This is a genomic window from Gordonia sp. NPDC003425 (assembly GCF_053588635.1).
This window is the reverse complement of sequence record NZ_JBSFQI010000001.1, coordinates 165,561-179,844: the sequence shown is the minus strand read 5'-3', so window position 1 is coordinate 179,844 and position 14,284 is coordinate 165,561. Positions and strand designations below refer to the sequence as shown.

12 protein-coding genes are annotated in these 14,284 nt (G+C 66.8%); 8 read left to right on the top strand and 4 right to left on the bottom strand.

Translation table 11 applies throughout. From position 1 onward, the window contains the following. The first annotated feature begins 17 nt into the window (after nt 1–17). Both ACWDTD_RS00825 and manA read left to right on the top strand, forming a co-directional pair. On the top strand, nt 18–1,133 hold the full coding sequence (locus ACWDTD_RS00825; protein ID WP_449745161.1) for a hypothetical protein: 1,116 nt from the start codon (nt 18–20) through the stop codon (nt 1,131–1,133). Next, the gene (manA, locus tag ACWDTD_RS00820) at nt 1,130–2,380 is read left to right on the top strand and encodes a mannose-6-phosphate isomerase, class I (RefSeq protein ID WP_449745160.1); all 1,251 of its coding nucleotides are present in this window, start codon (nt 1,130–1,132) and stop codon (nt 2,378–2,380) included. The genes ACWDTD_RS00825 and manA overlap by 4 nt, the downstream gene beginning before the upstream one ends. Here the strand turns inward: manA and eccE are convergent. Beyond that, nucleotides 2,328–4,106, bottom strand: a complete 1,779-nt coding sequence (gene eccE, locus ACWDTD_RS00815; RefSeq protein ID WP_449745159.1) for a type VII secretion protein EccE — start codon at nt 4,104–4,106, stop codon at nt 2,328–2,330. The genes manA and eccE overlap by 53 nt on opposite strands. A gap of 260 nt (nt 4,107–4,366) precedes the next feature. Here eccE and eccB point away from each other — a divergent pair, with 260 nt between their 5' ends. After that, nucleotides 4,367–5,863 (top strand): type VII secretion protein EccB, encoded by a 1,497-nt coding sequence (eccB, locus tag ACWDTD_RS00810; protein WP_449745467.1) that lies wholly within the window; start codon nt 4,367–4,369, stop codon nt 5,861–5,863. Between the two features lie 91 nt (nt 5,864–5,954). Here eccB and hpxO read toward each other — a convergent pair whose 3' ends face one another. After that, a complete protein-coding gene (gene hpxO / locus ACWDTD_RS00805; protein ID WP_449745158.1) occupies nt 5,955–7,115 on the bottom strand; it encodes an FAD-dependent urate hydroxylase HpxO in 1,161 nt (386 codons plus the stop codon). Between the two features lie 72 nt (nt 7,116–7,187). Continuing rightward, nucleotides 7,188–7,832 (bottom strand): TetR/AcrR family transcriptional regulator, encoded by a 645-nt coding sequence (locus ACWDTD_RS00800; protein ID WP_449745157.1) that lies wholly within the window; start codon nt 7,830–7,832, stop codon nt 7,188–7,190. Nucleotides 7,833–8,354: 522 nt separating this feature from the next. On the opposite strand from ACWDTD_RS00800, the gene nrdH reads away from it, so the two are divergent. From nrdH to nrdF, 5 genes are all read left to right on the top strand, one after another. Further along, nucleotides 8,355–8,588 (top strand): glutaredoxin-like protein NrdH, encoded by a 234-nt coding sequence (nrdH, locus tag ACWDTD_RS00795; protein ID WP_449745156.1) that lies wholly within the window; start codon nt 8,355–8,357, stop codon nt 8,586–8,588. Between the two features lie 63 nt (nt 8,589–8,651). Further along, on the top strand, nt 8,652–9,125 hold the full coding sequence (gene nrdI, locus ACWDTD_RS00790; RefSeq protein ID WP_449745155.1) for a class Ib ribonucleoside-diphosphate reductase assembly flavoprotein NrdI: 474 nt from the start codon (nt 8,652–8,654) through the stop codon (nt 9,123–9,125). Between the two features lie 82 nt (nt 9,126–9,207). Continuing rightward, nucleotides 9,208–11,415 (top strand): class 1b ribonucleoside-diphosphate reductase subunit alpha, encoded by a 2,208-nt coding sequence (gene nrdE, locus ACWDTD_RS00785; protein ID WP_449745154.1) that lies wholly within the window; start codon nt 9,208–9,210, stop codon nt 11,413–11,415. Between the two features lie 28 nt (nt 11,416–11,443). After that, nucleotides 11,444–12,187: a maleylpyruvate isomerase family mycothiol-dependent enzyme gene (locus tag ACWDTD_RS00780; protein WP_449745153.1), complete on the top strand. Its 744-nt coding sequence runs from the start codon at nt 11,444–11,446 to the stop codon at nt 12,185–12,187. A 65-nt stretch (nt 12,188–12,252) separates the two neighbouring features. Further along, nucleotides 12,253–13,254, top strand: coding sequence for a class 1b ribonucleoside-diphosphate reductase subunit beta (nrdF, locus tag ACWDTD_RS00775; protein WP_449745152.1), 1,002 nt, complete (start codon nt 12,253–12,255; stop codon nt 13,252–13,254). 13 nt (nt 13,255–13,267) lie between these two features. Here the strand turns inward: nrdF and ACWDTD_RS00770 are convergent, their stop codons facing one another. Further along, nucleotides 13,268–14,272: an FUSC family protein gene (locus ACWDTD_RS00770; protein ID WP_449745151.1), complete on the bottom strand. Its 1,005-nt coding sequence runs from the start codon at nt 14,270–14,272 to the stop codon at nt 13,268–13,270. Nucleotides 14,273–14,284: the final 12 nt, after the last annotated feature.

The window sequence follows — 14,284 nt, the reverse complement described above, 5'->3', positions numbered from 1 at the left end:
TCGCTAGGCTGAGTGTCATGCGAACCGGTGCTCCCGACCTCGACGACGTCGACGATCTGATCGCGGCCGACGTCGACGGACTGCTCCCGGTGGCGGCCCTCGGTGGCGCGCAGGTACGCGCGGTGGCCGAGGCACTCCGGGAGGGCGTGTTCGAGCCACTCGACGAGCTGCGGCCGCGCAGTGTGGTGGTGGTGTGCGCGGCCACCGGTACAGCACGGGCGGCGAGCGCATGCGTGTCGGCGCTGTTGGCCGGGCGCCTGGACGTCCCGATTGTCTCCTGTCCGTCGTTACCCGGGTGGATCGGTCCGCTCGACGTCGTCGTGGTGGTCGGCGACGACGCCGGTGACATGGTTCTCGCGGACGCCGCGGCGCGCGCGTCCCGGCGCCGCGCCGAAGTGGTCGTCGTCGCCCCGATCGAAGGTCCACTGCGGGATGCGCTGTCCGGAAATGGAATCGACGCCTCGCCCCGGGTGCATGTCGACCGGCGCTTCGCCTTCGCCGGCAACGTCGCGGCGCTGTTCGCGGTGTTCGCGTCGCTGACCGGGGTGCGGCTCACCGGTGCCATGCCGCGTCTGGATGACGTGGCCGATGCCCTCGACGCGGAGGCGGCCGCAAACCACTCCTCCCGCGAGACGTTTCACAATCAGGCGAAGTTGCTGGCCGCACGAATCGGTGAACGCCCGACGGTGTGGACCGGCGACGGTCCCGCCGCCACCGTGATCGCATCCCACAATGCCGCAACACTGCTCTCGGTATCTGGAATCGTCTGCGGCACAAGCGATCTCGCCACGGCTGCGCAGACGTCCAGGCAAATCTGGGCGAATCGTCGACCCGAGGTCGATCCCATCTTCTTCGACCCGGACATCGATGGTCCTGCGGCCGATCCGCCGCCCCGGGTGTTCGTGGCCACCACCGCTGCCCGGGAGTGGTACACGCGCCAGGTGGCGGCGGGAATGCCGGACGCGGACGTGGTGGTGGGTGAGCAGGCCTCGCCCGCAACTCCTGCCGGTGGCCCGGCAGGACCCGACGATCTCGGCGACGCACCTACCGACCTGGCGTCGCTGCTCGTCGTGGCCGAGCGGGTGGAGATGGCGGCGGTCTATCTGGCATTGACCGCGGGCGGGGTTCGATGAAGGTACTCGAGGGTGTGGTGCGGCCCTATGCGTGGGGTTCGCGGACCGCGATCGCGTCGTTGCGCGGGATGCCGGTCCCGTCGCCACACCCGGAGGCCGAGTTGTGGTTCGGCGCGCACCCGCAGGGTCCGGCACATGTGCTCGACGCGCAGAACCGGCCGGTCTCGGATCTGCTCACCGTGATCGACTCCGACCCCGTCTTCGCATTGGGCGCCGGGTGCACCGCGGAGTTCGGCAAGCGGCTGCCGTTTCTGCTGAAGTATCTCTCCGCCGAGGAGCCCCTGTCGTTGCAGGCACATCCGAGCGCCGCCCAGGCACGCGAGGGGTTCGACCGCGAGAATGCGCAGGGCGTTCCCCTCGACGCGTCGGACCGCAATTACAAGGACCCCTGGCACAAACCCGAACTGATCGTCGCGGTGACCGACTTCGACGCGCTGGCAGGTTTCCGGGACCCGGGGCGGACCATCGAACTGCTGCGCGCACTGCAGATCAGCGAGCTCGACCCCTTCCTCGGGATGCTGGCCGGGCAGCCCGACCGCGAAGGCCTGCGTGCCCTGTTCACCACGTGGCTGACGCTGCCCGAGGCCTCGATCCGGGCGCTGGTCCCGGCCGTACTCGCGGCGGCGGTCGGTGCGCTCGAGGCCGGTGGCACCCCCTTCGTGAAGGAACTGCGGACGGTCCTCGAACTCGGCGAGATGTATCCCAACGATCCGGGCGTACTCGCGTCCCTGCTGCTCAACCGGGTGTCGCTGAGTCCGGGGCAGGGCCTGTACCTGCCGGCGGGTAATCTGCACGCCTATCTGCGGGGTACGGGCGTGGAGATCATGGCGAACTCCGACAACGTGCTGCGCGGCGGTTTGACCCCCAAGCACATCGACGTGCCCGAGTTGCTCAAGGTCCTCGACTTCACGCCCGTCGCGGAGGACGAGCTACAACCCCGCATCCGGATGGTCGGCGCCGAGCGGGTCTACCTGACGCCGTTCGGCGAATTCCGGCTCTCCAGTGTGGAACTCGACGGCACGGGCATGCTTCATGCGTCCTCGATCTGCTTCGACATGCCGGGACCGCAAATCCTGATGGTGTTGTCCGGCTCGGTCGAGGTCCGACCCGGCACCGGCGATTCGCTCACCGTTCCGCAGGGCCGTGCGGTCTGGCTTGCCGACGGTGATCCCGATGTGGTGGTGCGCGCGGCCGCTAGCCGCGCGGTGTTCTTCCGGGCCCTGGTGCCGCTGGCGGGAACGGCCTAGGCGGGACGGATCGTGCCGTCGGTCCGGACCCGATCAGGGTCCATTCCTCGTCGGTGGCGACCATGGTCACGCGGAACCGGTCGTCCGGGGTCGTGACCGTGATGTCTTGGGGGGAACGCGGATCCTGCATCAACACGATCGTCGCCGAGGCGACCTCCGGCGCGTCGGTCTGCGTGAGGAAGAGCCGGGTGGTGCCCGCCGGCGCTGGGTGTGGCGCCACCCCGTCGTACACCTCCACCCCGAAGTGACCTGCGGCACCGGGATGACGCTGGTGGACCGAGAATTGCCGCGGGTCGCCGACGGATTCCGCCAGTCGTGCCCACCGATCGGGCCGGGTGGTGTGCACCACGACGGCCGCGCCCGTCGCGACGATACGCGCGGTCAGCAGTGTGGCCAGACGATGTCCACCGATCACCGCGACGTCGGCAACATCGGGACCGTACAGCGGGATCGCCACGGCCCGGCCGAGGTGATCGGCGCCGACGAGTTGTCCGCAGCCCGCGGCCGGCAGCGCGATGGCTGCGAGCAGGTCGTATGCGGCGCCCCCCGAGGTGGCGGGCAGGTGCCGGAACAACCGTGCGGAGGCGGCCGTGGGGATGGTGGCGGTCAGGGCGTCGAACTGACGCCCGTCGACCGGCCACGCGCCCCGCGGCCACGCGGTGATCGCGCGGCCGGCATCGGGCAGTTCGGCGACACGTAGGAGTGCGCTGACCCGTAGGCGTCCGTCGGGGCCGTTGGCCAGGCGCAGCGCCGTCGTGGTCGACAGCGCCTGGTTCACCCAGGCGGTGGACAGCACCCGGCCCAGGTCGGCGGGCTCGATGGCGGCGGTGCGAATCCGGACTCGGCCCGCATGCACCCCCTGCCACTCCTCGGACGTGCTCTCCAGTGCCGCCCCTTCGGTCAACTGCGTTGTGACAGAGGTGATTTCAGCGGCATTGAGGGGTACGGCCTGCAGTCCGGTCTCGGTGAGCCGCCGGGCCACACGCCGGGTGGTGATGGTGGCCGTGCGCAGTGCGCCGGTTGCGCCCCCGCCTCGTCGGGCCACCGCGTCGGCGCAATCGGTGGGGTCCAGGCGCAAGACGACGTAGACCGAGCGATGGGCGGTGGCGGGCAGTGGCCCCAGTGTGCGGTCGTAGGCGGCGGCGACCCGGCCGGTTCCCCCGAGGCGCACCCCACGTGTGATGACGTCGATCGAGGCCAGCGGGATGTCGAACGGGTCGATACACATGGCCAGGGCGGTCAGCGGAATCAGCTGGCCCTCGTCGGTACCCGGAATGCCGCCGTGCGGGGTGAGATGGGTGGGGGCCGGTGCTGCGGGGGAGACGCGCAACACCGTGATGAGAGTGCCGCCGGCCCAGCGCGCGCCGACATGTCCACCGGGGTCCTGCGCCGTTCGCGCACCGCGGGCCGGCGGCCGGGTGATGGGTATGTCGAACGGAGCGGGCGTCAGCTCGGCGGAGCGCCGTCGCATGCGTGACCAGGCGAAGCCGATGCGGCGTGTGCCCGCCGCCGCCGCCGAGGCGCGCTCGCCCAGCGGAATGAACGCGAGGGCGATCAGCAATGCGGTGAGCAGTGCGATCCACCCCCAGGGACTGCCCGACGCGATCCAGATGATCATGCCGAGGGCGAGGAGCACCTGCACACCGACAAGAGTCGCCAGACCGGGCAGGTGTGGCATCCGACGCGATGCCGTGGACACGGCACGGCGCTGCGTCGTCACCGTCATCGACCGCCCCCTCGAAGTCCGCCCCGGCACCCGGACACGTCGCTGCCGGTGATCGGGTTTCGGTTAGGCTACTACCGCGCCGCGGCCGGACGCGCGGCGGAATCCACCGCGCCGGCGGCCATGTCGTTCGAACGAACGCCGATCGCCGCCGGGGGGAACCGGACGCGGGCGCCGCCCGTCACACTCGACGGACGCGGCGCGTGCTGCGACGCGCGAGTACCGCGACCGGCGGTGGCGCGCACATGTACACAGGGGGAGCGATGGCCCGTCAGCTGACCACGAAGGCTCAGGTCAACGGATATCGCTTCCTGCTGCGCCGACTCGAGCACGCGCTGGTCCGCCGCGATGTCCGGATGCTGCACGACCCGATGCGTTCCCAGTCGCGGGCGTTGGTCGTCGGGACCGTGCTCGCGTTGCTGGCGCTGGCCGGATTCGGGATCTGGGGGCTGGTGTCGCCGCAGGGTTCGGTGGGCAAGGCGAACATCATCGCCGGCAAGACCGGCGGAACCTACGTCCTGATCGACGGCACCCTGCACCCGGTCCTGAATCTGGCATCCGCACGACTGATCACCGGCAGTTCGGCCACGCCTGCCTCGGTGAGTGATCGCAAGCTGGCGCGCTATCCGCGCGGCCCGCTGCTGGGGATTCCCGGTGCGCCGTTCGCGTTGCCGTCGTCGGCGCATCCGGACATCTCGGTGTGGACGGTGTGCGACGGACCCGTCGGCGAGCACACCGACCCGTCCTCGGCCGACGCCTCATCCCGCCGGTTGTCGGTGCTTGCTGCGCCACCCGCACTCGGTGACGGCATCGACGTGGCGCAGCGCGATGCCGCGCTGTTGGTGACCGACGGCACCGACACCTTCCTCGTCTATCAGCTGCAGCGGGCATCGGCGACGGTGTCGGTGCGTGCACGCGTCGACACGGCCAGCGTGCCGGTGATGCGCGCGCTCGCGCTCGAGGGGGTCACTCCACGGCCGATCGCCACCGGCCTGCTCAACACTTTCCCGGAGGTCGACGACCTCACCCTGCCACGCGTCGACGGGGCGGGCGGTGCCGGGCCGCTGGCCGGGGTGGCGGTGGGGGCAGTGATCAAGTCGACGGGTATCGACGACGTGCCGCAGTACTTTGTCGCGCTGCGTGATGGGGTCCAGCCGATCTCGGCGGCGACCGCCGAGATCCTGCGCCTCGCCGACCGGGAGGGTGCCGCGCCGGTGGCCACCGTGGCGCCCGGCGCGGTGGCTTCCCTACCGGTGCGACACGCCCTACCGGTGGATGATTTCCCCACCGTCACACCGCATTTGGTGGACGCCCAGACGTCACCCACCGCATGCCGTGTGTGGCGGCGCGACGCCGGTGAACCGAATGCGACCACCCAACTTCTGGTGGGCCGGCAGCTGCCGGTGCCCGCCGGCGCGAAGGCCGTCGACGTGGCCACGGCCGACGGCGGCGGGCCCGGCGTCGACCATGTGTATCTCGCACCCGGCAGCGGCGAGTACATCCAGGTCACCGGGAACGAGCCGGACAGCGCCCGTGCCGAGTCGCGGTTCTTCGTCGGCGATACCGGTGTGCGATTCGGAGTGCCCGACAAGGCTACGGGAACGCTTCTGGGACTGGGTGATTCGCCTTCGCCCGCCCCCTGGGCGGTGGTGTCGCTGCTGGCCGCGGGTCCCACACTCTCGAGGGAGAATGCGCTGGTCTCCCACGACGGGATCGCGGCCGACGAGCAGGGGCGGCCGATCACGCCTCCGGGCAACTGACGGCTCACGCCGCCGGGCAACTGACGGCTCACGCCGCCGGGCAACTGACGGCCGGGAAACTCACGGTCGGGCCCGGTCGCCCGATGACGGGTCAGGACGTGAGCGGTCCGCCCATGATGTTGCCGACGATGCCGCGGATGATGTTGGAGCCGTCCTCGTCGCGTAGCTCGGCGTACCAGGCGGACGTCTTCTCCGGGTCCTTGCCGTGGGTGACGTCGCAGCGCTTGCGGGCACGCAGCACCAGGTCGCCCGCTCGCTCGGTGCGAGACGCCTCGTAGGCGACGAGCGCTGCATGGACGTCGTCGGGGTGTTCTTTGAATGCGAACTGCAGTGCCACAGCGTCTTCCATGGCCGAACAGCCGCCCTGACCGATGTCGGGTGTGGTGTTGTGGGCGGCGTCGCCGAGCACCGCGACGCGGCCTTTGACCCAGGTATGGAACGGATCGAGGTCGAGGATCTCCACACGGTTGGTGGTGGCGGGGTCGAGGGTCTCGATGAGCTTTTGCACACCCGGTGCCCAGTCGGCGAACTCCTCGGCGAGTACTTCGCGGGCGGTGCCGCGCTCAAAGGGTTCGCCCTCGGGCATCGGAACATCGAAGAAGAAGTAGAAGCGGTCGCCGGCCACGGGCATCACCGAGACCCGGCGGCTGTCACCGACGTAGGTGGTCCACTCGGTGGCCGGGCCGATCGAGGGGTCGGTGGCGACGAGGCCGTTGAAGTTGACGTACCCGGCGTAGCGCCGGGTGACCGGGCCGCCGAGGACGTATTCCCGGGTGATCGACTTGGCGCCGTCGGCGCCGATGACCACGTCCGCGGAGTCGGAGGTGCCATCGGTGAACTCGACCGTCGCGGCATCGGGACCGTCGGATACCGACGACATCCGCTTACCGAAGTGGATGTCGTCGATTCCGTAGGCCTCCATGAGCATCAGCTGCAACTCGGCGCGTGCGATGGGGTAGGGGCGCTGCCCGACCTCGTCGATCAGCGGCTGCATGCTGAAGCGGCACATGGTGTCTCCGGTGTGCCCGTCGATGTAACTCATGGTGTCGACGATGCCGCCGAGGTCGGCGGTTTCCTTCTCCAGCCCGAGATGGTTGAGGCATTTGACGCCGTTGGACCAGACGGAGATGGCCGCGCCCACCGGCTTGTTCTCGGTGACCTGCTCATAGACCTCGACATCGAAGCCGAGCTGTTTGAGTGCGATCGCCGCACTCATCCCACCCATTCCCGCGCCGATGATGACAGCCTTCACGGTCGTTCCTTTCGCCAGGTGTCACCAGGCTAAAGGGGATCGGACTCGTCCGCGCGTCGAGTAGGGGTGGGGTCAGCGAGGACCCAGTCCGGCGGCCAACGTGGTGACCATCCGCTCCCAACTGGCCAGGATCGACGCGTAATCCAGGCCGACCACACGGGTCAGGTGCCGCAGGGGGGCGGCGCCCAGCGGCGCCAGAATCGCCGTCGCCACGACGTCGAGTGGGTCGGGGAACCCGACCTGCCGCAACAAGATCTGGACGTGCTGGGTGGACGCCCGCATCACCGGGTGATCCCAGAACTCCCCGTTGTCGGTGCCCGCCTCGAGCAGGATGTCGAGGTGGTCGAGGTTCATCTTCAGCCGCGCGCGTCCATAGGCGAGGAGTCGGTCGAGCGGATCAGCGCCGGGACCCAGCGGTACGGGACCCGAGAGGTAGGCCTGTTGCAGTTCGGACTCGGAGTGGTTGAGCAACGCGAACATCAGTCCGGTCCGGCTGCCGAAGCGGCGGAAGACGGTGCCTTTGCCCACCCCGGCTTCGCGCGCCACGGCGTCCATCGTCACCGCGGCGGCGCCGTGGTTGTCGATGAGACTCTTGGCCGCCGCCAGCAGCAGCTGCCGGTTGCGGGCCGCGTCTGCGCGTTCGGTGTCTGCGCGTTCGCTGTCCGGGCGCCCGTGCACGTGCAACGGGAGCGGGCCGTCCTCGATGTGCTTGCGCATGCGATGAGCCTAACGGTCGACAGGATGGTGAACGGGATGAGACCCGATCGTGTGGGAATTAATCGGACCATGGTCCGGTTGTCTCACTCCAGTGTAGCGATTCGGCGCCGTGAAACATTCCCTGACTGTGTGTCGGGCGTTGGTCTGGGCACCGGCTCTCGCCGGCGGCGGATACGGGTGAATCACACGATTGTGATGCGTCGAGCGCGTTTCGGTCGTCGGCGCGCGCCGCGACGCGCCGCGACACGCGGCAATTCGAGATTCTGCACCGCCGGTGACCAGCGACTTTCACGAATGTGATTCACAACTTCTAGTGGTGACCCCAAATGTCAGACACTAGGTGTAGTGTTTTCCACACCAGCAAGGCCGACGACGAACCCCGGAATGGGCGACTCGGAGAAGGCGGTGGATCGGTGACCTGAGTCACATAGTTCACTCTGGGAAACCGTCCGAACCGCCAGTGTTTCGTAGCGAGCCACACCAGGACTCCTCGACTACCTCACCTTCTGAAGGAGCGATCGAATGGCCATCACCGTCTACACCAAGCCGGCCTGCGTCCAGTGCAATGCCACCTACAAGGCTCTCGACAAGCAGGGTCTGTCCTATGAGGTCGTCGACATCAGCCAGGACGCGGAGGCCCGCGATTACGTGATGGCGCTCGGTTATCTGCAGGCCCCGGTGGTCGTGGCGGGCGATGAGCACTGGTCGGGCTTCCGTCTCGACCGCATCAAGGCGCTGGCCGCGGCAGCTGCCTGAGGTTCGCGCCCACGATCCGAAGGGGAAGCCGGATCGATCATGATGTCCACCGACTCAACATCCATGCAATCACCCACCACCACGGCGGGTCCGCTGGTGGTCTATTTCTCGTCCGTGTCGGAGAACACCCACCGCTTCGTCGGCAAACTCGGCGTGCGTGCCGTGCGCATCCCGCTGAGTGGCGGCGTGGCGGGGGGTGTGACCGTCGACGAGCCGTACGTCCTGATCTGTCCCACCTACGGGGGTGGAAAGGTGTCGTCGGGTATCGGCGGCGGCTTCGTGCCCAAGCAGGTGATCAAGTTCCTGAACAATCCGCACAACCGTTCGCTGATCCGCGGCGTGATCGCCGGGGGCAACACGAATTTCGGTGAAGAGTACTGCCTCGCCGGCGACATCGTCTCCGCGAAGTGCTCGGTGCCGTATCTGTATCGCTTCGAACTGATGGGCACCGCCGAGGACGTGGAGCGCGTCCGTCGCGGACTCGCCGAGTTCGCCGAGAGCGATGCGTTCGCGACATCGGTCGCCCGCGGCGCCTGACTGTCGCACCCCGTTACTAGCCTCGTTCGTGTCAGCACCGTCCTCAGCCATACCCCATCCTCTAGCTGCACAGGAGTTCTTCGTGTCGCCAACCACATCCCTCTCCGACGCGACCACCGACACCACCACCTCGGCCAGCAAGTCGGGAGTGCATGCCGGGCCGTCGGGTCACGATCCGGGCGAACTCGACTATCACGCGCTCAACGCGATGCTGAACCTGTACGACGCCGACGGGCGGATCCAGTTCGACAAGGATCGTGAGGCGGCGCACCAGTACTTCCTGCAGCACGTCAATCTCAACACCGTCTTCTTCCACGACCTCGACGAGAAGCTCGACTACCTGATCGAGGAGAATTACTACGAGGCCGAGGTCCTCGAACGGTATGACCGCGAGTTCGTCAAGCTGCTCTTCGGGCACGCGTACGCGAAGAAGTTCCGCTTCCCCACATTTCTCGGCGCGTTCAAGTACTACACGAGCTACACGCTCAAGACCTTCGACGGCAAGCGTTACCTCGAACGTTTCGAGGACCGCGTGTGCATGGTGGCCCTGACGCTGGCCGACGGCGACACCGCGCTGGCGCGCAATCTGGTGGACGAGATCATCGACGGCAGGTTCCAGCCGGCCACGCCCACGTTCCTCAACTCGGGCAAAAAACAGCGCGGTGAGCCGGTTAGCTGTTTCCTCCTTCGCATCGAAGATAATATGGAATCCATTGGGCGGTCGATCAATTCGGCTCTCCAGCTGTCCAAGCGGGGCGGCGGTGTGGCGTTGCTGTTGAGCAACATTCGCGAGCACGGCGCACCGATCAAGAAGATCGAGAACCAGTCGTCGGGTGTCATCCCGATCATGAAGCTCCTCGAGGACTCGTTCTCCTACGCCAACCAACTCGGCGCCCGCCAAGGCGCCGGTGCGGTGTACCTGCACGCGCATCATCCCGACATCTACCGGTTCCTCGACACCAAGAGGGAGAACGCGGACGAGAAGATCCGCATCAAGACGCTCAGTCTCGGCGTGGTGATCCCCGACATCACCTTCGAGTTGGCCAAGAACAACGACGACATGTATCTGTTCAGCCCGTACGACGTGGAACGTGTCTACGGGGTGCCCTTCGCCGACATCAACGTGACCGACAAGTATCACGAGATGGTGGAGGACCGCCGGATTCGCAAGACGAAGATCAAGGCACGCGAGTTCTTCCAGACCCTGGCGGAATTGCAATTCGAATCGGGCTACCCCTACATCATGTTCGAGGACACGGTGAACCGGGCCAACCCGATCGACGGCAAGATCACACACTCCAACCTGTGCTCGGAGATTCTGCAGGTGTCGACACCGTCGACGTTCAACGACGATCTGTCCTACTCCCATGTGGGCAAGGACATCTCGTGCAATCTCGGCTCGCTGAACATCGCCAAGACGATGGATTCACCCGACATCGGACAGACCATCGAGACGGCGATTCGCGGGCTGACCGCGGTGAGCGATCAGACCGCGATCACCTCGGTGCCCTCGATCGAGAAGGGCAACAACGACTCTCACGCGATCGGTCTGGGGCAGATGAATCTGCACGGTTACCTGGCGCGCGAACGCATCTTCTATGGCAGCGAAGAAGGAGTGGATTTCACGAACATCTACTTCTACACCGTGTTGTTCCACGCGTTGCGGGCATCCAATGCGATCGCGCGTGAGCGTGGTCGTGCCTTCGCCGGGTTCGAGCGTTCCACCTACGCCTCCGGTGAGTTCTTCGACAAATACACCGACCAGGAGTGGTTGCCCGCCACCGACAAGGTGCGGGAGTTGTTCGCACAGGCCGAGATCGCCATCCCCACCCAGGACGACTGGCGCGAACTCAAGGCAGCGGTGGCGCGCGACGGGATCTACAACCAGAACCTGCAGGCGGTGCCGCCCACCGGGTCGATCAGCTACATCAACCACTCGACGAGTTCGATCCACCCGGTGGCCGCCAAGATCGAGATCCGCAAGGAGGGCAAGATCGGCCGCGTCTACTACCCGGCGCCATATATGACCAACGACAATCTGGACTACTACCAGGACGCCTACGAGGTCGGGTACGAGAAGATCATCGACACCTATGCGGCGGCCACCCAGCACGTCGACCAGGGGCTGAGTCTCACGCTGTTCTTCAAGGACACCGCCACCACTCGCGACGTCAACAAGGCCCAGATCTACGCGTGGCGCAAGGGGATCAAGACGCTCTACTACATCCGGCTGCGCCAGATGGCCCTTGAGGGCACCGAGGTGGAGAACTGCGTCTCCTGCATGCTGTAGCGCAGGCGGCTTCACGGGAGCAGACCGCATGGAACCAGAACAGTGGCTCGCCGCGATCAAGTCGGAGAGCGAGATCCTCGCATCGACGTCGGTCGGTGATTTGGCGATCGCCGTGCCGTCCTGCCCGGGCTGGACGGTGCACGACCTGCTCGGGCATGTGGGTGCGGTCCACCGGTGGGCTGCCGACCGGGTTGCGGGCACACGGCTGTACCGCGGCTACGACGGTATCCCGGTGCCCGGTCCGGACGCGGTGATCGACTGGTACGTCGAGGGGCGTGACCAGTTGGTGAGCACGTTGGGTTCGCACGACCCCGACGATCGCGCATCCACATTCGTCGGCGAACGCACCGTCGCGTTCTGGTACCGGAGACAGGCGCACGAAGTTGCCGTGCATCGGTGGGATCTGGAGTCGGCGACGCAGCCGCCGGAGCCGACGCCGATTCCCGCAGCGCTGGCCACGGATGCGATCGACGAGTGGTTCGAGGTGTTCGCGCAGCGCTCCATCGCCCGCGGGCCCGGAGTGCCACCCGAACTCGCCGGGCGGTCGATGCACCTGCACGCCACCGACGTCGACGACGGTGAATGGTCTGTCGACATCACCGCAGACGGCTTCGAGTGGCGTCGTGAGCATTCGAAAGCCGATGTGGCGCTGCGTGGTTCGGCAGCAGACTTGCTGCTGACCGTCTGGCACCGCATACCGCGCGACGACGTCGAGCGCATCGGCGACCACTTTGTGGCCGCTCGTGTCCTCGACCTCGTCCACGTGACCTGACCGATCCCACCTCCACCGACCCCAGTTCGCACCATGAACATCAACCCGCCACAGGAGGCGACACCATGACCGCAGGGACGCACAGCCCCGCCGACGGCGCACCGATCAAGCTGGTGAGCCGGGTCTCGGCCATCAACTGGAACCGCGTCACCGACGAGAAGGACGCGGAGGTGTGGGATCGCCTCACCGGCAACTTCTGGCTGCCGGAGAAGGTGCCGGTCTCCAACGACATCCCGTCGTGGAACACGCTCACCGCATACGAGAAGGAACTCACCATGCGGGTGTTCACCGGGCTCACCTTGCTCGACACCATCCAGGGCACGGTGGGAGCGGTGTCGCTCATCCCGGACGCCACCACCCCGCACGAGGAAGCGGTGCTCACCAACATCGCGTTCATGGAGTCGGTCCACGCCAAGAGCTACAGCTCGATCTTCTCCACCCTGTGTTCCACCAAGGAGATCGACGAGGCGTTCCGCTGGTCGGAAGAGAACGACCAACTGCAGCGCAAGGCCAGGATCGTCATGGACTACTACCGTGGCGACGATCCGCTCAAGCGCAAGGTGGCCTCCACGCTGCTCGAATCGTTCCTGTTCTACTCCGGCTTCTATCTGCCGATGTACTGGTCGAGCCGGGCCAAGCTCACCAACACCGCCGACCTGATCCGACTGATCATCCGCGACGAGGCCGTGCACGGTTACTACATCGGCTACAAGTATCAGCGTGGGCTCGAGACACAGTCACCGCAGCGTCGGCAGGAACTCAAGGACTACACGTTCGAGTTGCTGTTCGACCTGTACGACAACGAGTCCGACTACACCGAGGCGCTCTACGACGAAGTGGGTCTGACCGAGGACGTCAAGAAGTTCTTGCGGTACAACGCCAACAAGGCGCTGATGAACCTCGGCTACGAGGCGATGTTCCCGCGCGACGACACCGACGTGAACCCGGCGATCCTCTCGGCGCTGTCACCCAACGCCGACGAGAACCACGACTTCTTTTCCGGGTCGGGCAGTTCGTATGTGATCGGCAAGGCCGTCAACACCGAGGACGAGGACTGGGACTTCTGACGGCTGCCGGCGGTCACCGTGACGAGCGGGCTCGGCGGTGATTGCCGACCCAGGTGTCGAGGGTGGTGAGCGCCAAGGCCATCACGATCGCCGCGAGCACCGCTTCCACGTGCTCGAGAGCCAGCGACCACGTCGATTTTCCACTGGACGTCAGTAGCACCGCGGGCGTCAGGAAGATCACGTACATCGTGTAGTCGTGGGCGCGGATGTAGGCGAGGCAGAGTACGACACAGATCGCCGCCAGGATCAACGGGATGGGCGATGGCAAGGCGCTGAGCGCACTCGCGGCCAGGGCGCCGGCGATGGTGCCGATGATCCGTTCCCGCATTCGAGAACTGCGCATCGGGGCATCCACCGCCAAGATCATGCAGAAGGCGAGCAGCGACCACTGTGCGCGCGGCAACTCGAACGGTGAGAGTTCTGCGACCAGGAAGATGATCAGGCATCCCACCGCGAGGTACAGGCCGCTGCGCAACTGGTCGGACACCTTCTCGGCGGGTACGGCCTCGGACAGGTCCTCGTCGGCGTCGGAACCGGATCTGCTCGCCGCGAGAACAATGGCACCGATCACCGCCAAGACGGCACCGATTGTCGCTCCGAGCACCACCTGCCAGGCCTGGGCGCCGGTGGACGGCATCGCGGCAAACAGGATCAGATTGACCGGCGATCGCGAGATCGTGGCCACCTGGCCGAACCGAAGCACCGACTGCGCCAGGCACACCACGACGAGCGCCACCACGAGGAGTGCCAACCCTCCGGTGCCGTCACGGTGCTCGCCGATGACGTAACCCACCACGGCGACGATGAGCGCCCAGCCTGCGGCGGCAAACAGCCAGCGCAGCGGGAGCCGCATCGCCGGTGCAAGGAGAAGCAGCACACAGAAGTACGACGACAAGGCGGTCGGCATTCCGAACGCAGCGCGGATACCGAGCAGAACGGCCGCGGCCGCGACGACGATCCCGGCCGAGGAGAGGATGAGCGTGGGGTCGAGCCGGAGCCGTGTCACTAACGTGTGCACGCGCGACGTGGT

What these genes read in the sequence shown, in the direction of transcription:
- manA (WP_449745160.1), top strand. Translation starts at nt 1,130, where the DNA reads ATGAAGGTACTCGAGGGTGTGGTGCGGCCCTATGCGTGGGGTTCGCGG.
- nrdI (WP_449745155.1), top strand. Translation starts at nt 8,652, where the DNA reads ATGCAATCACCCACCACCACGGCGGGTCCGCTGGTGGTCTATTTCTCG.
- nrdH (WP_449745156.1), top strand. Translation starts at nt 8,355, where the DNA reads ATGGCCATCACCGTCTACACCAAGCCGGCCTGCGTCCAGTGCAATGCC.
- nrdF (WP_449745152.1), top strand. Translation starts at nt 12,253, where the DNA reads ATGACCGCAGGGACGCACAGCCCCGCCGACGGCGCACCGATCAAGCTG.
- ACWDTD_RS00800 (WP_449745157.1), bottom strand. Translation starts at nt 7,832, where the DNA reads ATGCGCAAGCACATCGAGGACGGCCCGCTCCCGTTGCACGTGCACGGG.
- eccE (WP_449745159.1), bottom strand. Translation starts at nt 4,106, where the DNA reads ATGACGGTGACGACGCAGCGCCGTGCCGTGTCCACGGCATCGCGTCGG.
- eccB (WP_449745467.1), top strand. Translation starts at nt 4,367, where the DNA reads ATGGCCCGTCAGCTGACCACGAAGGCTCAGGTCAACGGATATCGCTTC.
- ACWDTD_RS00780 (WP_449745153.1), top strand. Translation starts at nt 11,444, where the DNA reads ATGGAACCAGAACAGTGGCTCGCCGCGATCAAGTCGGAGAGCGAGATC.
- ACWDTD_RS00825 (WP_449745161.1), top strand. Translation starts at nt 18, where the DNA reads ATGCGAACCGGTGCTCCCGACCTCGACGACGTCGACGATCTGATCGCG.